This is a genomic window from Mucilaginibacter sp. A5337 (assembly GCF_059690695.1).
This window is the reverse complement of the sequence record NZ_JCAWEC010000006.1, coordinates 330704-351879: the sequence shown is the minus strand read 5'-3', so window position 1 is coordinate 351879 and position 21176 is coordinate 330704. Positions and strand designations below refer to the sequence as shown.

Genomic DNA, 21176 nt, shown 5'->3' with positions numbered 1-21176 from the left:
GCCTCGATATTTATTCGCCTAAAGCGGTCTTGAAATCCTCAAGCAAATCGTCAAGGTCCTCAATACCAATCGATAAACGGATCATACTTTCGGGGATGCCCATTTCGGCACGGCGCTCGGCTCCAAGCTCAAAGAAAATAGTTTGCGCAACCGGGATAGCCAGCGTGCGGGTATCGCCAAGGTTGCTTGATTTAACAACCAGTTTCAGCTTGTTTAAAAACTTTAGGCAATCAATACTTTCGTCAAGCTCAATGCTCATTAAACCGCCATAGCGTGAAAATAGCTCACCAGCTAAAGCATGCTGCGGGTGCGATTCAACGCCGGGATAAAATACTTTTTTAACTTTCGGATGCTTATCGAAATATTGGGCTAATGCTAAAGCATTACTGCATGCACGGTCAAGGCGAAGGGCCAGTGTTTCGGCACCTACAGAGATCGTATGTGCAGCTTCAGGCGATAAAGTGCCGCCGGCATCACGTAATCCTTTCTTGCGGATCTGGGTCATGCCCAAATTTTCGGGTTTTACAACTGCCTTAAAGCCGGGGAAAATGTTTGGATAATTTGCCCAATCAAACAAGCCGGTGTTAGTTACCGCGCCACCAAGGGCGTTACCGTGGCCGCCAATATATTTGGTAAGCGAGTTGATCACCAAACTGGCTTTAACGTTGATTGGATTAAACAAATATGGTGAGGTCATGGTATTATCAACCACATACATAATACCTTTTTCTTCGCACAGGTCGCCAATGTTTTTAAGGTCGGCTACTTGTGTGGCGGGGTTGGCAATGGTTTCAACAAACACCATGCGGGTGTTTTCTTTTACTGCCGCACGTACGTTGTCAACCGAGGTAGCATCAATAAAATCAATGCTGATACCCATATCAATAAAGGTTTGGAAAATACTGCGGCTATTACCAAACAGGAAGGAGCTTGCCACAATATGATCAGTACCCTTAATAAGCGCCATCACTGTTGCCGAAATAGCGGCCATGCCCGTTGAGAAAGCAATGCTTGATACACCATGTTCCATTTGGGTTACCTTTTGCTCCAAAGCGGTAACGGTAGGGTTACCCTGGCGCGAATAAGCGTAACCGCTCTTTTTATTTTGGAAAATATCAACCAAATCCTGCACATCCTCATGCCCATAGGTTACCGAGGTGTGGATGGGTTTATGCAACGAACCGTGCTCGGGTTTGCCAAGACGGTCGGCATGTAATATGGTGGTAGTGAAGCCTTTTTTAGTAGTCATTTTAATCCTATTAATAAGATATACATAATAGCGGTTGCGAACTTAATTAATTACGCCCTAATTACACGAATGGAATTGACACTAATTGTACTAATGATAACGAATTGACACGAATGCTTTTATGATAACTTGAATTCGATCGAATTACACAAATTACTTTATATAAAATAGACGATTAGTGAAATTCGCCTAAATTGTGGCCGATATAAAAGAAATTCGCGAAAAAAATATGAGAGCTGTACTACAACGCGTTACCCAGGCAAGCTGTACTGTTGACGGAAAGATCACAGGTGAAATAGGTGCCGGATTTTTAGTTTTATTAGGAATTGAAGATGCCGATACCACCGAAGATTTGCAGTGGCTGGCCAATAAGATAGTCGGCATGCGTGTTTTCGGAGATGAAAATGGCCTCATGAACAAAGCCCTTGCCGATATTAACGGAGATATCCTATTGATTTCGCAGTTTACGCTGTTTGCTCAAACCAAAAAGGGAAACCGTCCATCGTTTTTGAGGGCTGCCAAACCGGATAAGGCTATTCCGATGTATGAGCAAATGATCCAAACGCTTGAAACATTGACAGGCAAAAAGGTAGCAACAGGCATTTTTGGTGCCGATATGAAGATCAACCTGTTAAATGATGGCCCGGTAACTATTATTATGGATACAAAGGATAGGGATAATCATTGAGGATGAGTCGGGTAATGTAAATAACATGGAAAAGAAATTTTCACACGAATTTATTCGAATTAACTAATTACACGAATTGTTTTAACTCAGAATCAATATATTCGGTTAAACTAAAAATTTAAACTTTATCAATGTATGGCTATCTTATTTAAAGAGGAATCGTTTAAAATAATTGGAGCTTGTTATGAAGTTCATACAGTTTTGGGACACGGGTTCATCGAAGCAGTTTATAAGGATGCCCTTGAAATAGAATTTACCAGGCTTGGCATTCCATTTACGCGTGAAAAACCTTATACAATAATCTATAAAGCACAGGAATTAAAGCACTACTTTTTTGCCGATTTTGTAGTTTATGATAACATCATACTCGAAGTAAAAACCAGCGGCAATATCATCGATCCGCATCTTAAACAAACACTAAACTATCTGAAAGCTTCCGGTCTTAAACTTGGTATCGTTTTAAACTTTGGTAAACCATCTTTCGAATCGCAAAGAGTAATTATTTAAGCGATACAACCTGAATTAGTGTAATTTGAATAATTGTATATAATGTGAAAATAATTCGTGTAGAAATTTTTAATTAGCTCTTCTCATTCGTGATAAAATCTATTTATTACCCAACCCCTCTTCAATCCTCGCCTGCAATTCTGCTTTAAAAGCATTATCCAATTTCAATTCATTATTCAACGAATCCCGAAAAAGCTGCTGTACCATATCATTAATAGCACGGCTTTGTTTATTGTATAGTACGCACATACCGCAGCCAGCCAGGTGAATCCGTAGTTCAATTTCCTCGCGGAAGCTTAGCCTTTTGATCTGTTTTTTTTCGATCAGGAAAGTAGCCTGTTTACAGTTATATATTATTTTATTTAAATAGCTCATTTAATTCCAGTTTTTTTGAAGGCATGCCCTCAGGTTAACTTTTGCCCGGTGAATAATTACCCAAAAGTTTGCCTGGGTAACATGCAGTTCGGTGCAGATATTTTCGGTAGCGGCATCATCAATGTGTTTCATGGTAAAAACCGCATTCCACAGGGCCGGAAGTTTTTGCAGGCACATTTGTAAAATACTGTTCAGCTCTTTTTTTAATAAGGGATCCTGCTCATCCATTCCGGTAATGGGCTGCGGAGCATACTCCGCTTTCCAGTGACCGTTATCTTCCTCAAAAAAATCGTCCTGCTCCTGCGCCGCTTTATTGGCCGATGCTACGGCAAGTCCCGATGACTTTTTGCGATATACATCAATAATTTTATTTTTAAGGATAGCGGTAAGCCACGTTCGTTCAGTGCTTTTGCCTTCAAACCTGTTAACCTTTTCAAGAGCTGCCAAAAAGGTTTCCTGCACAAGGTCTTTAGCTAAATCCTCGTCATTGATCCGCACAATGGCATACATGTACAGGTAATCGGCATAGGCGGCAACCCATTTATGAGGGTTTAATACATTAGTTTCGGTTATCATGGAATGCAATATGCTTATACATTTGTCAGGTTAGTCGGGCGCAGACATTAATCCTTACAAAAATAATCTCAAAACGGTGTTTATTCCTTACCAGTGCTTCCGGTTAATAACTAAGTTACGTTACTTGAATTGATAATGAGCTTATTATACCGATATTTATATCAGCAAAAAAAATAAAATTTGTTGTAAGGTTATCCCCATAAACCCGACAAAGCAGTAAAAACGTATATCATTTAATCTAAATAAAATGAGAAAGATCAAAGTGTTAGCGCTTGTGTCGATTATAATAGGCGCGGCAATTATTTCAACGGCTTTTACTAATTGTAAAAATACAGCAAAAGGGAATAGCAAAACATCCGCGAGGGAGGGCGAAGGTTTTGCCTTGGTAGAACTGTTCACTTCCGAAGGCTGTTCGAGCTGTCCGCCGGCTGATGACCTGGTAGCCAAAGTTCAAAAAGAAATAGGAGATAAGCCCGTTTACATTTTGGCTTACCATGTTGATTACTGGAACCGTCTTGGTTGGAAAGACGTTTTCAGCAGTGCTGATTATTCAAAACGGCAGAATGAATATGCCCGGTGGCTCAATCTGTCGCAGGTTTATACACCTCAGATTGTGGTTAACGGCAAAACTGAGTTTGTGGGCTCGCAGGAGGGGAGTTTGCGCAATGCCATCAAAAATGGTTTACAGGATGGCAGTAGCGTTAATTTAAACCTGGACGTTGCCCGTAATGCTAATAATACAGCTACCATACAATATAGAATTGAAGGCAATATGGGAAGTGGCAACAATGTTGTATTACTGGCGCTGGTGCAAAAGCAAGCCATAATAAAAGTTGAACATGGTGAAAACGGTGGCCGCACACTGGCACATGCTCAAATTGTACGTAATCTGCAAACCCTGCCTTTAAGTAAAAAAGCCGGCAGCGCAACCCTTGCTTTGCCCGCAGGGTTTAATGCACAGGGCTGGGAGGTAATAGGTTTTGTGCAAAACACCGGCAATGGCGCGATTTTAGGCGCGTCAAAAGCCCAGTTTAAAGTAACGGCAGCTGTTGATAGGCGAGATACCTCAGGCAAATTGTAGTTAAAAACAGTTGTGTCAAAAAAACATATACTATTAGATGAAAGTAATTAAAGAGAAACACCCCCTGTTAATGCGCTGGACGCATTGGGTAAACTTTCCCATCCTCACCATTATGATCTGGAGCGGGTTGCTCATTTATTGGGCCAACGATACCTATACGTTCACCATTTTCGGTGTTACTTTTATCCGGTTTTTTCCGCAGGGTTTTTATGATGCATTGCATATTCCACGCCGACTGGCCGAGGGCATGGCTTTCCACTTTTTGTTTATGTGGTTTTTTGCGCTTAATGGTTTTTTATATGTGTCATACACCATTATATCGGGCCAGTGGCGGGAGCTCGTGCCCAATCGGCACTCTTTTAAAGAGGCCTGGCAGGTAGTTTTGCACGATCTGCATATCCGTAAAATGGCGCCCCCTCAAAACAAATACAACGCGGCCCAGCGCATTGCTTATACAGCAATTATTGTAATGGGCTTTGGCTCGCTGATAACAGGGCTTGCTATTTATAAGCCGGTACAGTTTAACTACCTGGCCTGGATTTGCGGCGGGTACCACCTGGCCCGCATCTGGCATTTTGTGCTCACTATTGGCTATGTGCTGTTTTTCCTGGTTCATGTTGTTCAGGTAGTACTTGCCGGGTGGAATAATTTCCGGTCGGTTATTTCGGGTTTTGAGGTAATAGATGAAAAGCCACTGCCCGCCATTCAAATTCAAAGCGATGAAACTAACGAAAAAGCTGAATAAGGTTTTCAGCAAAAATAAAGGCCCCAAAAAGGAGCTTACTGTTGAACAAAAGATCAGCCGCCGAAATTTTATCTCTTTCGGCAGCTTCCTGGTATTGGGCGGTGCCGCATATGGCGGCTGGCGCTGGCTTTATACTTCGCCAAATGAGGTGCCGGGTATAACGGGAGAGGCCCACAAACCATTGCGTGCCGTGCTTAACGCCAATGAAAAGGTGGTGCGCCAGTTATACAGCAATAAAAACCTGGTAAAAACCTACCCAAAGGAAATGGCGGCGAAGGTAGTGCGCCACAATAGTGATATAGGTTCGGAGGGGTTAATTGACGTAGACGCCTGGAAACTGTCGGTCAAAAAGCAGAGTGGCGAGATGTTGCACATCGGTATCGACGAAATAAAGAAACTTCCTAAAACAGAGATCATTTATGACTTTAAGTGCGTAGAGGGCTGGGATCAGATCTCGCATTGGGGTGGCGTAAAATTCAGCGATTTTATAGCTCATTTTAAACTTGATGCTGAAACCCAACTGGAGTATGTTGGCATGGAAACCCCCGACAAAGAATATTATGTAGGGGTTGATATGCCGAGCGCTATGCACCCGCAAACCCTGCTGGCCTATGAGGTAAACGAAAAACCGTTGCCGCCAAAGCATGGCGCTCCTTTAAGGCTTATCATTCCGGTAAAATATGGTATCAAAAACCTGAAGCGGATAGGTAGTATCTCCTTCAGTAACAGCCGCCCCCGCGATTACTGGGCCGAACAGGGATATGATTATTACGCAGGGTTGTAAAGTGTAAAGAACCGTTAAATCGCCGTTGTATATTGATGTAATATTTGCATATTGCATTAAATGCCGGCCAATAAACTACCACTTTCCAAACAGCTTGCTTATGCCTGCGGAATGATAGGGTGGAGCATCATGACCAATATTATTATTGTGATGCTTCCTTATTTTTACCTGCCACCAAACAATGCCGGACTTACGCCGCTGGTTCCTCAACTGTTACTTTTTGGCATCTTCAACATCATGTCTGTAATCACAGCTTCGGGGCGTTTGGTGGATGCCTTTTTCGACCCTTTTATAGCTTCATTAAGTGATAAAAGCGAAAACCGGCGCGGGAGGCGCATCCCTTTTATGCAGTGGGCTGTTTTACCTGCTGTTTTATTTTGCGGTTTAACCTTTTGCCCTATGTTAAAGGTTGAAAGTATTCATAATGCTTACTGGCTTACCTTTACGCTCATTTGCTTTTTTATGGGCGCTACGGCCTATATTATCCCCTATAACGCGCTGCTACCCGAGCTTACCCGTACAGGGCGCGAACGTGTTAAGCTGTCATCATTACAGCAGGTTGGCTTTGTGATAGGCATCATCTTATCAGCCATGGTCAATAACTTTGCCGACTGGGTTGAGCGTTTCGCCGGCATAAGCAACCGCGAAACCGCCGTGCAATACACTATTTGGGGGCTTGCCGTATTTGCAGGGCTGGTAATGCTGATCCCAGTATTTACGATTGACGAAAAACGCTATTCAAACGGTCACCCATCTCACCTATCGTTATTCCCGGCTATTCAAAAAACCTTTCAGAACCGCAATTTCAAATATTACCTGATTTCCGATTTTTCGTTCTACATGGCATTAAGCATCATATCAAGCGGCTTACTGTTTTTTTTAAAATCGCTTTTAAATCTGCCCGAATCAATGGGAGGAGAGCTTATGGCTGCCATGGTACTGGTGTCGCTGTTGTTTTACCCGCTGGTTAATTACCTGTCGCAGGCAATTGGTAAAAAGCCTGTTGTGCTTTTTTCGTTTGGGTTATTGAGTTTGGTTTTTGTTGCGATATTTTTCCTCGGTAAACTTCCGCTAACGCCGCAGGCGCAAATCTATACGCTGGTTATCAGCGCGTCGTTTCCGCTGGCTTCATTGGGAATATTGCCTAATGCCATACTTGCCGAAATAGCGCAGAGCGATGCTAAACGCACGGGTGAAAACCGGGAAGGGATGTTTTTTGCCGTTAAATACCTTTTTGTAAAGCTTGGCCAAACATTGGGTATCGCACTGTTTGCCTTTTTAACTATCTATGGCAAAGATCCGGGTAACGATTACGGCCTGCGCCTGAATGGTATTTGTGGTTGTGTACTGTGTTTGCTGGCTATTGTTTTCTTTAGCAGGTTCAGGGAGCGGCGGAATGGCTTCAAAAGAAAAACCGCAAGTCATTGAGTTTGTTCTTGACTTTCAGAATGTATGTAAATCTCATCGGATAGATAATACACTTGTTCCTTTGATGCGGCTGTTTGCCGGTTTTGCTTCGGCGGCACAGGCAAAAAGGAAAGATGCCAGTAATATAACTATGAGGTATTTGATTATGGCCGGACTCATTTTTACTTAACGTTAAATACTATAAGTGATTATACTTATTAAAGCAAAAGGCCTGCCATTTATTTTAAATGCAGGCCTTTTAAATATCATTGTAAAAGTAATATTACACCAAATTCTTTTTGATATAGCTGATACTTTGGCTAATACTATCGAAAGGATCGCCGGGGCAAACATCCTGTTCAACAAAGAAATATTTTAAGCCTGATTTTTTGGCCTGGGTAAAGATCTTTTTAAAGTCGATAGTACCGTTACCAACCTCAGTGAATTTCTTTTCAGGGGTTTTGTCCATATCCTTAACATGCCATAGCGGGAAACGGCCCGGATGCTTGTCAATCAGCGCGATAGGGTCCTGGTTGGCTTTAGTTACCCAATAAAGGTCCATTTCCATTTTTACCATATCCTTATCCGTATTTTCCAGGAGAATCTCGTATGGATATTTGCCGTTTTCCTGTATAAATTCAAAGTCGTGATTGTGATAGCAAAGCTGGATACCCGCACCTTTACAGGTTTCGCCGGCTATATCAAGCATGTTTGCTACGTTTTTATAATGGTCGAGATCGCCACGCTCTGATTGTGAAAGATAGGCACATACCATGTATTGTACACCAGCCTCAGCAGCATCATCAACAGCTTTTTTCCAATCGTTCATGATGGTGCCTTTTTGATGTTCGCCATTTACCAGCTCTTCGCCTAAGCGGTAATGTGCGCTTGGCATAATGAGGCCGTTTTGCTTTAAAACATTGGCAAAATCGCCCGGGCGCATGCCATAAAATAATTCGGTGCCGGTATAAGTTGCACCTTCAACAGAGGTGAAGCCCGCTTTGGCAACTTTTGCCAATGCAGCAACAGGGTCGGCGGCCATGGCGTCACGTACGGTATATAATTGCAAGCCGATGTATTTTTTATCGTAGGCAAACAAATTAGGAGCTGCCAGCAAGCCTGCTGAAAGTAGCGCCGAAGTTTTTAGGAATGAGCGTCTGGTAATCATTGGTTTATGTTTTATTGATTGGTTGTGTAAATATAACGCATTAAAAATGCCAAAACAAAGACCGAAGTTACGTTGATTGGTTTAATGCAGCGGTATAGTATTGCAATTTTTACAACGAAGGCCAACCTGGGTGCAAAAAGAAAAAGCCACATTTCAGTGGCCTTTCATAACGGTGTAAAATGTTATCTTCCTTTTTTTACGTTGGGGAACTTCATTTTATAATCCACATCAACCATGCCTTTTGAAATATCGTTAAGCTTTTTTTCGATAAGGCGCTTGCGCAGCGGGCTTAGCTTATCGGTAAACAGCTTGCCTTCAATATGGTCATATTCATGCTGGATAACGCGGGCGGCCATGCCCTTAAACGTTTCTTCATGGTGCTTCCAGTCGGCATCATAATATGACATGCGTACAACCGGCTTGCGGTATACATCTTCGCGGATATCGGGTATGCTCAGGCAGCCTTCGTTAAATCCCCACTCTTCGCCGGTTTCTTCCAATATGGTAGCATTGATAAATGCTTTTTTGAAGTCTTTCAGCTCCGGCTCGTCATCATCAAAAGGTGTAGCATCAACCACAAATAAACGCATGGACATACCCACCTGCGGCGCGGCCAAACCAACACCACGGGCGGCATACATGGTTTCAAACATGTTTTCAACCAGTTCTTTTATATGCGGATACTCGTCGGGCTCAATGGCTGTTGCTTTCTTTCTTAAAACAGGATCACCGTAGGCAATGATAGGATACTTCATCTTGCAAAAATAAAGGATTATTGTTTAGGCTCAAACAGCAAAGTGATCAAGCCGTTATTATCAAAAATTTCATTACTGATCTCCAATAACTGCTCGGCGCTCACTTTGTTAATTTTTTCAAAAATCTCTTCGAGGGTGTCAATACGATTAAAATCAACCATGCTTTTAGCCATGGCAATAATGAGGCTCATGCGGTTTTCTTCGGCAAGGGCTATTTGCCCAATAAATTTTTGTTGTGCCTGGTGTAACTGCAAACTACCGAGCTTTTGCTCCCTCAGTTTTTTTAATTCTTTATGAACCAGTTTTGATGCTTTGTTCGCTTTTTCGGTATCGGTACCAAAATAGATGGAGAAGATGCCGGTATCTGTTAACGGTGTATAATTTGATTCGACGGTGTATGCTATACCATGTTTTTCCCTGATCTCGAGGTTAAGCCGGCTGCTCATGCCAACACCACCTAACAGGTTATTTAGTAATAATAACCCCCATTTATGGTCATGCCCCGACGGGTATGCCTGGGTACCGATAATGCAATGTGTTTGCGAAATAGGTTTGTTAACAAGGTGAATACCGCCGGGGCTCAATGTTGGTTTTACCCGGTTTTTTTTAAGCTGATTGAGAGGGATATGCCCGAAGTATTTTTCGGACATGGCAACCAGCTTTTTGAAATCATAATTGCCATGTACGGCAAAAATCATCTCGGTTGTGTTGTAATTGGATGCTATAAAGCTGCGGATGTCGTCGCCATTAAGCCTGCCAACGGTTTCTGGCGTGCCTAAAATGTTTTGGCCCATTGGGTGCCCTTTAAACAGCAGCTCCTCAAAGTCATCCTGTATGGCTTCTTCCGGCTGATCGAGATAGGAGGCTATTTCATCTAAAATAACCCCGCGTTCCTTTTCCTGCTCATCATCCGGGAATGTGGAGTGAAATAAGATATCCTCAAAAAGGTCCATGGTGCGGTCGAGGTGCTGATTAAGCAGCGATGCATGGATGCAGGTATATTCTTTGGTAGTATAAGCGTTCAAATCAGCGCCCACAAGCTCAAGCCTGTTGAGGATCTGGTTGGTGTTGCGGCGCTCGGTTTCTTTAAACAGCAGGTGCTCGATAAAATGCGCCAAGCCTTCCTGTCCCGGAATTTCATCACGCGAACCCGCGTTTACAATAAAGCAGCAATGTGTAATTGCCGATGGCCAGTGCTTGTAAAGTATACGAATGCCATTAGGCAAAGTATAAAGTTGATAGTCAATCATTCGGCTGCAAAGATAAGGTTATATGTCACAATTATTTTTCATGTTATTGTAAGTGATTTATAGTATTTTAGGCGCTTAAACCCAATTGCATCTACTGTTAAATGATATTTATATGCATTGGAAAACATTTAAAAGCCTGACCCCGAATGAAAAAACAAATTGCCGACCTTGGATTTGAAGTATTGATAACCGCCCAACAGATTGAAGAACGTGTAAAAGCCATTGGCACGCAGATAAGTGAAGATTTTAAAGACACCGTTCCGGTTTTAGTTGGCGTACTCAACGGCAGCTTTCTTTTTATAGCCGACCTGATTAAACAGGTATCAATTCCCTGTGAGATAAACTTCACCAAATTGGCCTCATATTATGGCGGTACCACCAGTACACTAAAGATACGCGAGGATATCGATTTAACGGTTGATATAAAAGGACGTGATGTACTTATTATTGAAGATATCGTTGATACAGGCAATACAGCCCATTATTTAATTGAAAAATTGAAACTAAGAGAACCTGCATCATTGAAATTATGTTCGTTATTATTAAAGCCCGCTGCTCTGCAAAAAAAGATAGATGAGCTTAAATATGTGGGTTTTGAAATTGAAAACGAGTTTGTAGTTGGTTATGGCCTTGATTACAAAGAAATGGGCAGGAACCTGCCTGATATTTACAAAAAAGTAGAATAACATAGGTCATTTTTTGACGGCCGATACGTTGCCGTGGGGACACGGCAACGGGGATTAAATAACATAACACACAATAAGAGCTACCCGAAACCGGGTAGCTCTTATTGTGTAACAGCGAATCTGATAGCAATTCCCGACAAGCTACAAATCCATCCCCGGTTGTCGTGTCCCCACGACAACATGCCAGATAAACTATATTCTCCAGGCTGTTATCGTTTCTCCAAATTCTTATTAAGTTTATTTAATGGAATCTATTTTTATACTGCCACAATTAACAACTGGATCCCGCTGCTTCGGGCTGATAAATTTAAACACATTGTTTTAAACAGCCTGATCTACCTGGTTAAACAGAAAAAAATAGAAATCTATGGTTTTGTAATTATGCCTAATCACATTCACCTGATTTGGTCGGGATCAAAAATGAATGGCAAGGAGAAGCCTTTTGCCAGCTTTATGAAGTTTACCGGGCATCAGTTTTTAGACGAATTGCGGGAGACAGATGAGCAGCTACTGGCAAAGTTCAAAACAGATTTGAAAAACCGGAATTTCCTGTTTTGGCAAACCAATTCATTGCCGATAAAAGTGTTCGACCGAAAAATGTTAGAACAAAAGTTGGATTACATTCACCTCAACCCCTTACAGGCGCATTGGAATTTGACCGATGATCCCAATAATTATTATTTTTCGTCGTGTTCGTTTTATGAGCAGGAGGATAAAAAGTTTGATTGGCTAACGCATTATATGGATGCGATGTGAGCACATTCCTTTACATGTGTGTTGCCCTGGGGAGATGGCAACCGTTTTTTACTCCCTGTTGGCGTGTCCTCACGCCAACTCTTCAACCAATGTCCTCACGCCAACCCTCTTCACTAATGTATAAAGCAATGTTGCCGAGAGGACACGGCAACGGGGTAATAAAATACTATCGTCCCGGTTGGTGTGTCTCTAAGGCAACATTTACATCAAATTTACCCAATCCCCGCCACCTCGCTAAGCATCCTTACCGCTTCGTCAACACTATCAATGCCCTCAATACCTAACCGAAGCGTGTTTTTAACCTCTTTCAGATTTGTGCGCCTTGGGTTGGCCTGTACAAAACTAAGTACATTCCTGAAAGCCTCCGTTTCAAAATAGCTTGATTGTTGATTGGTAATAAAATAGCCTCTCAAAACATTTTTCTTGAGCGAGATTTTTTCAAAGCCAATTGCCTTGCCCAGCCATTGCAGGCGCAGGGTGTTGAGCAGCCCATCAACCTGTGCTGGTACAGGGCCGAAACGGTCATGCAGTTTTTGTTGAAATGCCTGCAATTCCACTTCGTTTTCCAGTTTGGAAAGTTCGGTATACAGGTTATACCGCTCTGAGATATTGGTTACATACTCATCGGGGATGAGGATCTCCAGGTCGGTATCAATTTGGGTAAAAGATATATACGGACGGGGCTTATCTTCCGGGAATACGCCTTTAAATTCGTCTTCCTTAAGCTCCTGTATGGCTTCGTCGAGGATCTTGTGGTACATTTCAAAGCCTATTTCGGCAATGAAGCCGCTTTGTTCGGCCCCAAGAAGGTTACCGCTGCCGCGGATGTCCAAATCGCGCATCGCTACGTTAAAGCCGCTGCCCAGATCGCTGAACTCTTCAATAGCACTGAGGCGCTTGCGGGCCTCACTGGTTAAGGTTGATAACGGAGGACTTAATAAATAACAATATGCCTTTTTATTGCTACGCCCCACGCGACCGCGCATCTGGTGCAGATCGCTAAGGCCAAACATGTGGGCGTAGTTGATGATGATGGTATTGGCGTTAGGAATATCCAAACCGGCCTCAATGATAGTTGTGGCTACCAGCACATCGTACTCATGGTTTACAAACTTGAGCATCACATCTTCCAGGTCGTCGCCCTCCAGTTGTCCGTGGGCAATGCCGATACGGGCTTTAGGTACCAGTTTATGGATCATGCCGCCTAATTGTGGAAGATCGGCTACGCGGTTGTGAATAAAGAAGATCTGTCCGCCCCGGTCTATCTCAAATTCAACAGCCTCCTTGATCAGCTTATCGTTGAATACATGCAGCTCGGTAACTACAGGTTGGCGGTTAGGCGGTGGTGTTGATATGATGGAAAGGTCACGCGCGCCCATCAATGAAAAATGGAGCGTACGCGGGATGGGTGTCGCCGTTAAAGTAAGCGTATCCACATTGGCGCGCATCTGTTTCAGTTTTTCTTTGGTTGATACACCAAACTTCTGCTCTTCATCAATGATCATCAGGCCAAGATCTTTGAACTTGACATCCTTGCTCACTAAACGGTGGGTGCCGATGATAATATCAACTTTACCTTCCTTCAGTTTTTCAAGCGTGTCCTTGATCTGCCGGGTTGATTTAAATCGGTTTACGTAATCTATATTGGCCGGGAATCCCTTAAGCCTGTCAGTAAAAGTCTTGTAATGCTGTGCCGCTAAAATAGTAGTTGGTACCAGTATGGCGACCTGCTTGCTATCGGCTACTGCTTTAAAGGCAGCCCTGACAGCAACTTCCGTTTTACCAAAGCCCACGTCGCCGCAAATGAGGCGATCCATAGGGTGGGGCGATTCCATATCCCTTTTGAAGTCAGCCGTAGCTTTTTCCTGGTCGGGGGTATCCTCGTACAGGAAGGATGCTTCCAGCTCGGTTTGAAGGTAACTATCGGGCGAAAAGGCATTGCCATGCTGGGCTTTACGGACTGCATAAAGCTTGATCAGGTCACGGGCGATGTCCTTAACTTTTTTTTTTGTTGTTTTCTTGAGGCGCTCCCAGGTATCGGTGCCCAGCTTATTCATTTTTGGAACCGAGCCTTCTTTACCGCTGAATTTGGAGATGCGGTTAAGCGAGTTGATGTTCACATACAACAGGTCATTATCTGCATAAATCAACCTGATCATTTCCTGTTGTTTGCCATTCACATCCACTTTTTCAAGTCCGGCATATTTGCCTATACCGTGGTCGATATGGGTAACATAGTCGCCCGGCTTAAGGTCACGGAGTTCTTTAAGGGTGATGGCCTGCGAGCGTTGGTAGCCCTTGCGGGTTTTGTATTTATAATAACGGTCAAAAATCTGGTGATCGGTATAGCAGGCCAACTTTTGCTCATGATCAATAAAGCCTTCACGAACCGAAATGCTCACCGGGGTAAATTTTACTGTTTTATCCAGGTCATCCAAAATGGCATATAAGCGCTCAACCTGTTTGGCCGAATCAGTAAAGATGAAATTCTCTATTTTATCGGCCTCGTTGTTTTTAAAGTTGTGGATGAGCAGCGTAAAATCCTTATTGAATGATGGCTGCGGCCGCATATCAAAATTGATGGCGGTAGCATCGTTATAAAAAAACTGCTTGCCAAACTCCACAACCGGGAAATCATGCAGTTGATCGCCGATCAGTTTTTCGTCGGTAAAGCCAAATTTGGGATCTATCCAATCGGGATTTTGTGCTTTTTCATCAGCAGAAAGAGCTTTCCAAAGGTTCACCGCTTTTTTATAGCCTGTTTGGATTATATCCAGCGTAAACTGAACATCTTTGATCCACACCTGTGTGCCTTGTTCCACATACTCGAGCAGGGAAATATTGTTTTCGGTTAAAAATTTGGATTGTACGTTGGGTACAATGGTAATGCTTTTAACATGTTCAACCGATAGCTGGCTCTCGATCTCAAATGTGCGGATAGACTCAATAAAGTCGCCGAAGAACTCAACCCGGTAGGGAAGTACATGCGAAAACGAGAAGATATCCACAATGCCCCCACGAATAGAAAACTGCCCGGGTTCGTACACGAAATCAACCCGTTCAAAATCGTACTCTATCAAAAACTCGTTGATAAAATCGATACTGAGTTTATTTCCGACAGCTATTTCGAGGGTGTTTTTTTCAAGCGAAGAGCGGTCAATTACCTTTTCGGCCAAGGCCTCAGGGTAGGTAACAATGAGCTGACCGTATTCTGTACTGTGGTTAAGCTCATTCAATACCTCGGCTCGGGCAAGCACATTGCTGCTATCGGGCTGGGTAAATTCAAATGGCTTTCGGTATGATGAGGGGAACAGCAGAGCTTCTTTGCCGGTAAGGTTTTCCAGGTCGGCCTGGAAATAGCCGGCTTCTTCACGGTCAGGCAGTACAAACACCATGTGTTTATGCTGCAAAAAATACAATGCTACCGCCATGGCCGAATCGCTTGATCCCACCAAACCTCGCAGCTGTACTCTTGGATTTTTTGAGACGTTAAGTGCAGTAGCTAACGCTTTTATCCTGTCATCAGCCTTATATCTGTCTAATATATCGCGGATATTCAAATCGCGGCAAAGATAAACAAAAAGAAAAGCCAAATTAAAAAAGCATTATGGTAAAAATTAATGCAAACAATATGAGGGCTTATTTACTTTTTAATGATAAATTTATGTATGTAAAACATGCATACCGATTTATAAACTCAACCTTAATTATTTAATTATGAAGAATGCAGCGTTATCAGGGGGAATCATCGGCATCTTAAGTATTATCTGGATATTTGCCATGCCGCGGTTTGGTGTTATGCCGCAAAAAGATGTGGTTGCCCCGGCCGAATACTTTTCGTTTATAATACCGGCTATAGGTCTTTTCTTCGGTATCATGAGCTATCGAAAAAATGACTGTAACGGCCAAATGGGTTTTTTAGAAGCCCTTTTTCAAAGCTTTAAGATATTAATTGTAGGCGGTATCATAGCCGTTTTTGGTTCAATACTTTATATCAGCTACGTATCGTCAGCGGGCGATAACATAAAGGATTTTTCTGAACGGATTTTTGGTGCATTGATAGTTGGGGTACTGCTCGCCTTCGCGGTATCATTGTTATTTACCAATAAAGCAAACAAACTTGATTAAACGTTATTTTTCAAAATATTTTGAGCTCTTGTTCTGGACAGCCGCGATGCTTTCATTGGCGATGACCTCGCCGACAGAAGCATCGCATTTTACCCTGTGCCCACTTAAGTTGATGGGCATTGGCTGGTGCCCCGGCTGCGGTCTGGGCCATAGCATTATTTATCTTTTCCATGGCGATATCAGCAATTCATTTCGCTCGCACTGGCTTGGCATCCCGGCCGTAGCAGTGATCTTTAACCGCATTTTTGTGCTTACCAAAGCAAGGCTGATGGAGAGGAGTCAGTTTAAAAGCCTCACCTGATTTTTATTGTGTGCGTGTGTGTTGTTAACGCGGGCACGCCGGCTTAAGTGCTATAGGATTCGCTAATAACATTTATTTGGTATCAAATCGACATTACTATAGTTTTGAGCACCGCAACAGCTTATGCCTAAACTTCATTTGGTTTACAATTATATTGATGACTATTCTGATCTAACTATCCCTTTTATTGTAGGCTTGGTTTTAGCTTTGTTTGTATTTGCTACATTATCCTACTATTTTAAAAAGGAAAATTTAATTACGCGTCTTTTTGAATTAGTTTGGGGAGATAAGGCATGGAATAACACATTGTTTGGCTCTTTTTTTATTGGGGGGATATTTTTTTTGATTGGAGGCCTGATTATCCCTAACTTTTTAAACCTGCGAAAAGTTTATACCTGTCATCAACTTACATTTATAGCGGGAAAAGTAACTGATTTTGGCCCTATGCCTTATGGTGGGCATGCCCCCGAGTATTTTAAAGTTAAGAATGTGCCGTTTCAATTTTCCAATTACGAAACAGGTATAGGAGGTTACCACAATGCAGCCGCATATGGTGGCGTTTTTAAAGAAGGCCTTTACGTTAAAATAGGGTATTATCCTACATCCGATCGTAATCTTATTCTTTGGCTTGAAACGGAATAATTAAGCTTGAAATTTTTGGTCTTTCGTGTATTGGCGTTGCCTGCGGCCCGGGCTATCCGCTGCAAGTCCTCGCTTTGCCAGCGCTCAATCCTAACCTGCGCTGCGGGCTTTACGCTACTATCCCTAACGCTGGCCGTCGCATTATAATCTCCGGGCAAAACACGATGCCGGTAAGATTTCCACGTTCCTTTTCACCGCCAAAACATATCATTTCACCGACTACTTATCTCCGCTAACCTATCTTCTGTAGGCGTTTTATGGCTGCTGCTGTACCTTTATATCATAAAACAATCGCAAACTTTAAAACTTACTGAGATGAACGCTTATCAAAATCCATATATGTCTTTCGACGGTATCACTCCCGAAGAATATACATTTCTGCAACAGGCTACTGCCTCACTAACAGAAGATCAGGCCCGTACTTTTATGTCATTTTATGCCAGTAAAAGGCGCAACCCCCAAGATATTATGTTCGCAACGCTTGCAGGCTTTCTTGGTGTATCAGGTGTACAACGTTTCATGACCGATCAAATTGGCATGGGTATCCTGTATTTTTTCACAGCCGGTTTTTGTTTCATCGGTACCATTGTCGACCTCATCAACTACAAAACCATCGCCAACGATTACAACAGGCAAATGGCCTACGAAAGCTTTAACATAGCTAAAATGAGCAACTAAATCCCTTCAAGGGTTAGTTTCACTATATATCAATAAAAAATCCACCTTCTGTTACGGGGTGGATTTTTTATGCCTCACCCAACCCTCTCCTAAAGGAGAGATTTAGAGGGGCTTCTACTTCATCGATTTATCCCTAATCGCTTTAAATTCCGAACCGTTTTTCCAGCCGGGGAATGTGGTTTCGTTGCTTAGTTTAGTGCCAACTTCGTAAAGGATATTGGCTATCTGTGCCATGCCGGTTGCATCCATGGTGTCGGTATAATTATCGGTCTGCTGGTGATAGCGGTTATCGCCGTAATCTTTTTGTTTAGCTTCGCCATAGCTGCCATCATGAATTACGCTGATGCTGCCATTATTAATATCAAGCGCAGGTATACCCACTTTGGCAAAATTGAAGTGATCAGAGCGGTAGTAGCTGCCTGCTCCGGGATGCCTGTCGCCAACAGTGCTTAGGCCTTGTGCTTTAACAAGCTCGTCAACGTAATCTTCCAGATCGTTCTGGCCTTTGCCCGTAACTGCTATGTCTTTAGTTTCGCCATAGTCGCCAAGGGCATCCATATTAAGGTCGGCAACGGTTTTATTAACCGGGTAAATGGGGTGGGTGGCATAATACTCCGAACCCAGCAAGCCCTGCTCTTCGGCAGTAACAGCTAAAAATACGATGGAGCGTTTAGGTTTTTCTTTAGCCTTGTTGAATGCATTGGCTACGCTGATGATAGCGGCAACACCATCGGCGTTATCAACCGCCCCGTTGTAGATACTATCGCCTTTGGCATCGGGCTTACCTATACCAAGATGGTCCCAATGGGCGGTATATAGTACATATTCGCCAGGCTGCGAGCTGCCTTTGAGCGTGCCGACAACATTATGAGATGTTGAATATTTTAACTGATTATTGATGGTTAAAGTAACCGACTGTTTAAGCGGAACGGCCTTAAAGTCTTTTTTGCGGGCTAATGCACGGAAATCGCCGGTGATGCCAGCTTCGGCCAACAGTTTTTTACCCATATCTTCGGTGATCCAGCCTTCAACCTTGCAGCGGTTCATGTGCTTGTCTTTTTGTTGCAGGTAAAGTTTAGCTCCTGTGTTACTGTTTGATACTACTTCCCAACCATAGCTTGCAGGCTCTTTTTGATGGATGATAAGCACACCTGCAGCACCCTGGCGGGCGGCTTCTTCGTATTTGTAGGTCCACCTGCCGTAGTAGGTCATGGTATCGCCTTTGAAAAATGTAGGATCGCCGTTTTTAAAACCCGGATCATTCACCAGCACAACAACGGTTTTGCCTTTAACATCAAGACCTGCATAATCATTCCAGTGGTACTCGGGTGCAACAACGCCGTATCCGGCAAAAACCAGCGGCGAATTTTTAAGCGTTACAGAATCAACCTCACGGCGGCTGAACGTTACAAAATCAGTAGTAGCGTGAAGGCTTAACGGAGCCTTACCTCCGGTGATCTCCATTGTTGGAGAGGGGATACTGGTGATCTGCACCATAGGTACATCCTGAAAATAGCTGCCATTGTTGCCCGGCTCAAGCCCGGCCAGTTTAAATTGCTCCGAAATGTATTTGATTGCCTTGTCTTCGCCGGCGGTGAAGGGCTTACGGCCCATCATCGAATCGTTGGCTAATGCCGAGATGTATTTTTTTATTTCGGCAGCGGTTATGGCTTTTTCGGCGGGCACGGTTTTATTATTCTGGCAGCCTGCAAAAATAGCAAGACCACCAATAAGCATCAGGTATCGGTGTTTGATTTTCATATTGATGTGAATTTTGGGAAAAGATCGAATTTACATAAATCCCGGCCAATTATCCAATCATCAAAATGTTGAAGAAATTTAAGCCACGAATTTTTTCAAATTAACCGAATTACACGAATTTTTCTTTCTGCGTTACGATTTGTGAAATCCGAACTAATTGTATTAGACAGCCAATATAATTAGTGTATAATCATTGCTTCAGGTCCGGCCTGCTCAGCTTAATAATTTGCCATGCCACCTCAGCACTTGATAAGGCCACCAATGCAAAAATAGCCGCCGAGAGTGCTTTAGGTGTTGAGCTTAATGCCCCGCCAAGTGCAACAGCGTAAACAATAAATGGCAGCAACAAAACCAAACATAGCCCGGTAACACTAAGCGGAATGCGGAATGGCCGCTCTTTCAGCGGTTCTTTGATCCGGAGTTTTACAAGGGCAATGTATTCTAAAGAAAGCCCGGCGCCATAAACGGTTACATCAATAATGAGCAGGTCTGCAAAAGTCCACAGTACCATAAAACTTACTACTATGGAGCAGATAATGATGGAAACGAAGGGTGTTTTGAAACGAGGGTGCAGTTTGTTGAGTCCTTTAGGCAGTAAGTTATCTTCAGACATTACCTGCGGAACGCGTGATACCGATAACAATACGGCGGTATAAATTCCCAGTGTGCTGGCCATACCGCCTGCCGCAACTACTATGCCCAGCCAGTGCCCACCAATCAGTACCCCTAATGCAGGGAAACCGCTATCGGTTAAGGTATCATGGTTAATGCCCGATTGCTGGGCAACCCAAATAGCAAAAAAGTATATCACCATTACCAGCGCGAAAGCCGTAAAGATAGAAATAAGATAGGAGCGCACTGGCTTTTCAACCTCCTCTGCATAGGTGGTTACGTTATCCCAGCCCAGGCAGTTCCACATTACGGTATATAAAGCCATGCCGAATGATGGAAAACTAAGTCCTTTTAATGATGATGTGGGGATGTGCATCGCTCCACTGTGGTGATAAATGCCTAATCCGATCAATAATATAATAGGGGCAAGTACAGCGGCACTTAAAAACAGCGAAACCTTGCCCACGGGCATAATGCCCAAAATGTTTAGCCCGGCAGATGCCCAGATGATCACCAAACAAACCGGGATCTGAAAGTTTAACAGCTCGGGGAAAAAGAAACCGGCATATTGTACAAAAAGTACGGGGTAAATAGCCAGGTCAACAAAGGTATAAAGCCAGGTCCACCAGCCTTCAATAAAGCCCCAGTGCAGGCCCAGAGCGTATTTTACCCATTTATAATAGCCGCCGGTTATAGGCATCATGCTGTTAAGCTCAAGCACAGTAAATATGGCCGGTACATCCCACATTAAAGGGGTAACAAGCAGGATGATCAACGCCCCATGATCACCAGCATAACTCAATAATGGTTCGAGACCGTAAGGGCCGCCGGATACCGTAAAGAAAATAACAGCGACAAGCTGTATGGGGCGTATTTTTTTTAATGAGGCTGCAGGGGGCATAAGCTATAAAAATATAACTTATGCGTTAATATTTTAATTTTTTGTTGATGTCCTTAGGTCGTGCTGAACTTGTTTCAGCATCCCATGCGCTAAGTAACACGCATACTAAGCAATCAGCAGCTTGTC

General features: G+C 43.2%; 22 protein-coding genes. 12 read left to right on the top strand and 10 right to left on the bottom strand.

Annotated features, from left to right (window positions below):
• Positions 1–10 precede the first annotated feature (10 nt).
• Positions 11–1249 (bottom strand): cystathionine gamma-synthase family protein, encoded by a 1239-nt coding sequence (locus tag AC59JO_RS21875; protein ID WP_497307982.1) that lies wholly within the window; start codon positions 1247–1249, stop codon positions 11–13.
• A 229-nt stretch (positions 1250–1478) separates the two neighbouring features.
• On the opposite strand from AC59JO_RS21875, the gene dtd reads away from it, so the two are divergent.
• The gene (dtd, locus tag AC59JO_RS21870; protein ID WP_497307980.1) at positions 1479–1937 is read left to right on the top strand and encodes a D-aminoacyl-tRNA deacylase; all 459 of its coding nucleotides are present in this window, start codon (positions 1479–1481) and stop codon (positions 1935–1937) included.
• A 135-nt stretch (positions 1938–2072) separates the two neighbouring features.
• Positions 2073–2444, top strand: coding sequence for a GxxExxY protein (locus AC59JO_RS21865; RefSeq protein WP_497307978.1), 372 nt, complete (start codon positions 2073–2075; stop codon positions 2442–2444).
• Between the two features lie 99 nt (positions 2445–2543).
• Here the strand turns inward: AC59JO_RS21865 and AC59JO_RS21860 are convergent, their stop codons facing one another.
• Positions 2544–2819: a hypothetical protein gene (locus AC59JO_RS21860; protein WP_497307976.1), complete on the bottom strand. Its 276-nt coding sequence runs from the start codon at positions 2817–2819 to the stop codon at positions 2544–2546.
• The gene (locus AC59JO_RS21855) at positions 2820–3395 is read right to left on the bottom strand and encodes a sigma-70 family RNA polymerase sigma factor (protein ID WP_497307974.1); all 576 of its coding nucleotides are present in this window, start codon (positions 3393–3395) and stop codon (positions 2820–2822) included.
• Between the two features lie 247 nt (positions 3396–3642).
• On the opposite strand from AC59JO_RS21855, the gene AC59JO_RS21850 reads away from it, so the two are divergent.
• The 4 genes from AC59JO_RS21850 to AC59JO_RS21835 are packed head-to-tail and all read left to right on the top strand — an operon-like array spanning position 3643 to position 7433.
• Positions 3643–4476 (top strand): DUF1223 domain-containing protein, encoded by an 834-nt coding sequence (locus AC59JO_RS21850; RefSeq protein ID WP_497307972.1) that lies wholly within the window; start codon positions 3643–3645, stop codon positions 4474–4476.
• 37 nt (positions 4477–4513) lie between these two features.
• The gene (locus tag AC59JO_RS21845; protein ID WP_413670584.1) at positions 4514–5221 is read left to right on the top strand and encodes a cytochrome b/b6 domain-containing protein; all 708 of its coding nucleotides are present in this window, start codon (positions 4514–4516) and stop codon (positions 5219–5221) included.
• A complete protein-coding gene (locus tag AC59JO_RS21840; RefSeq protein WP_413670585.1) occupies positions 5196–6005 on the top strand; it encodes a molybdopterin-dependent oxidoreductase in 810 nt (269 codons plus the stop codon). The genes AC59JO_RS21845 and AC59JO_RS21840 overlap by 26 nt, the downstream gene beginning before the upstream one ends.
• Before the next feature lie 60 nt (positions 6006–6065).
• Positions 6066–7433: an MFS transporter gene (locus AC59JO_RS21835; protein ID WP_413670586.1), complete on the top strand. Its 1368-nt coding sequence runs from the start codon at positions 6066–6068 to the stop codon at positions 7431–7433.
• A 33-nt stretch (positions 7434–7466) separates the two neighbouring features.
• Here the strand turns inward: AC59JO_RS21835 and AC59JO_RS21830 are convergent, their stop codons facing one another.
• The 4 genes from AC59JO_RS21830 to AC59JO_RS21815 form a co-directional block, all read right to left on the bottom strand.
• A complete protein-coding gene (locus AC59JO_RS21830) occupies positions 7467–7592 on the bottom strand; it encodes a hypothetical protein (protein ID WP_497307970.1) in 126 nt (41 codons plus the stop codon).
• A gap of 103 nt (positions 7593–7695) precedes the next feature.
• Positions 7696–8580: a sugar phosphate isomerase/epimerase family protein gene (locus AC59JO_RS21825; RefSeq protein ID WP_413670588.1), complete on the bottom strand. Its 885-nt coding sequence runs from the start codon at positions 8578–8580 to the stop codon at positions 7696–7698.
• Between the two features lie 182 nt (positions 8581–8762).
• The gene (gene def / locus AC59JO_RS21820; protein ID WP_112568308.1) at positions 8763–9335 is read right to left on the bottom strand and encodes a peptide deformylase; all 573 of its coding nucleotides are present in this window, start codon (positions 9333–9335) and stop codon (positions 8763–8765) included.
• 17 nt (positions 9336–9352) lie between these two features.
• On the bottom strand, positions 9353–10582 hold the full coding sequence (locus AC59JO_RS21815; RefSeq protein ID WP_413671133.1) for a M16 family metallopeptidase: 1230 nt from the start codon (positions 10580–10582) through the stop codon (positions 9353–9355).
• Between the two features lie 149 nt (positions 10583–10731).
• On the opposite strand from AC59JO_RS21815, the gene hpt reads away from it, so the two are divergent.
• Both hpt and AC59JO_RS21805 read left to right on the top strand, forming a co-directional pair.
• Positions 10732–11271, top strand: coding sequence for a hypoxanthine phosphoribosyltransferase (gene hpt / locus AC59JO_RS21810; protein ID WP_413670589.1), 540 nt, complete (start codon positions 10732–10734; stop codon positions 11269–11271).
• Between the two features lie 180 nt (positions 11272–11451).
• The gene (locus tag AC59JO_RS21805) at positions 11452–12027 is read left to right on the top strand and encodes a transposase (RefSeq protein WP_497307967.1); all 576 of its coding nucleotides are present in this window, start codon (positions 11452–11454) and stop codon (positions 12025–12027) included.
• A gap of 212 nt (positions 12028–12239) precedes the next feature.
• Here AC59JO_RS21805 and mfd read toward each other — a convergent pair whose 3' ends face one another.
• Complete coding sequence (gene mfd, locus AC59JO_RS21800; protein ID WP_497308195.1) at positions 12240–15587, bottom strand: transcription-repair coupling factor; 3348 nt, start codon at positions 15585–15587, stop codon at positions 12240–12242.
• Between the two features lie 157 nt (positions 15588–15744).
• On the opposite strand from mfd, the gene AC59JO_RS21795 reads away from it, so the two are divergent.
• The 4 genes from AC59JO_RS21795 (at position 15745) to AC59JO_RS21780 (ending at position 17776) form a co-directional block, all read left to right on the top strand.
• Positions 15745–16155 (top strand): DUF4199 domain-containing protein, encoded by a 411-nt coding sequence (locus AC59JO_RS21795; RefSeq protein WP_413670591.1) that lies wholly within the window; start codon positions 15745–15747, stop codon positions 16153–16155.
• Positions 16148–16456, top strand: a complete 309-nt coding sequence (locus AC59JO_RS21790; RefSeq protein ID WP_497307965.1) for a DUF2752 domain-containing protein — start codon at positions 16148–16150, stop codon at positions 16454–16456. Before AC59JO_RS21795 ends, AC59JO_RS21790 begins: the two co-directional genes overlap by 8 nt.
• 123 nt (positions 16457–16579) lie before the next feature.
• Positions 16580–17098, top strand: a complete 519-nt coding sequence (locus AC59JO_RS21785; protein WP_497307963.1) for a hypothetical protein — start codon at positions 16580–16582, stop codon at positions 17096–17098.
• Between the two features lie 315 nt (positions 17099–17413).
• Positions 17414–17776: a TM2 domain-containing protein gene (locus tag AC59JO_RS21780; protein WP_091210286.1), complete on the top strand. Its 363-nt coding sequence runs from the start codon at positions 17414–17416 to the stop codon at positions 17774–17776.
• 114 nt (positions 17777–17890) lie between these two features.
• Here the strand turns inward: AC59JO_RS21780 and AC59JO_RS21775 are convergent, their stop codons facing one another.
• Both AC59JO_RS21775 and AC59JO_RS21770 read right to left on the bottom strand, forming a co-directional pair.
• Positions 17891–19537 (bottom strand): M28 family metallopeptidase, encoded by a 1647-nt coding sequence (locus tag AC59JO_RS21775; RefSeq protein WP_497307960.1) that lies wholly within the window; start codon positions 19535–19537, stop codon positions 17891–17893.
• A gap of 190 nt (positions 19538–19727) precedes the next feature.
• Positions 19728–21050: an APC family permease gene (locus AC59JO_RS21770; protein ID WP_497307958.1), complete on the bottom strand. Its 1323-nt coding sequence runs from the start codon at positions 21048–21050 to the stop codon at positions 19728–19730.
• Positions 21051–21176 lie beyond the last annotated feature (126 nt).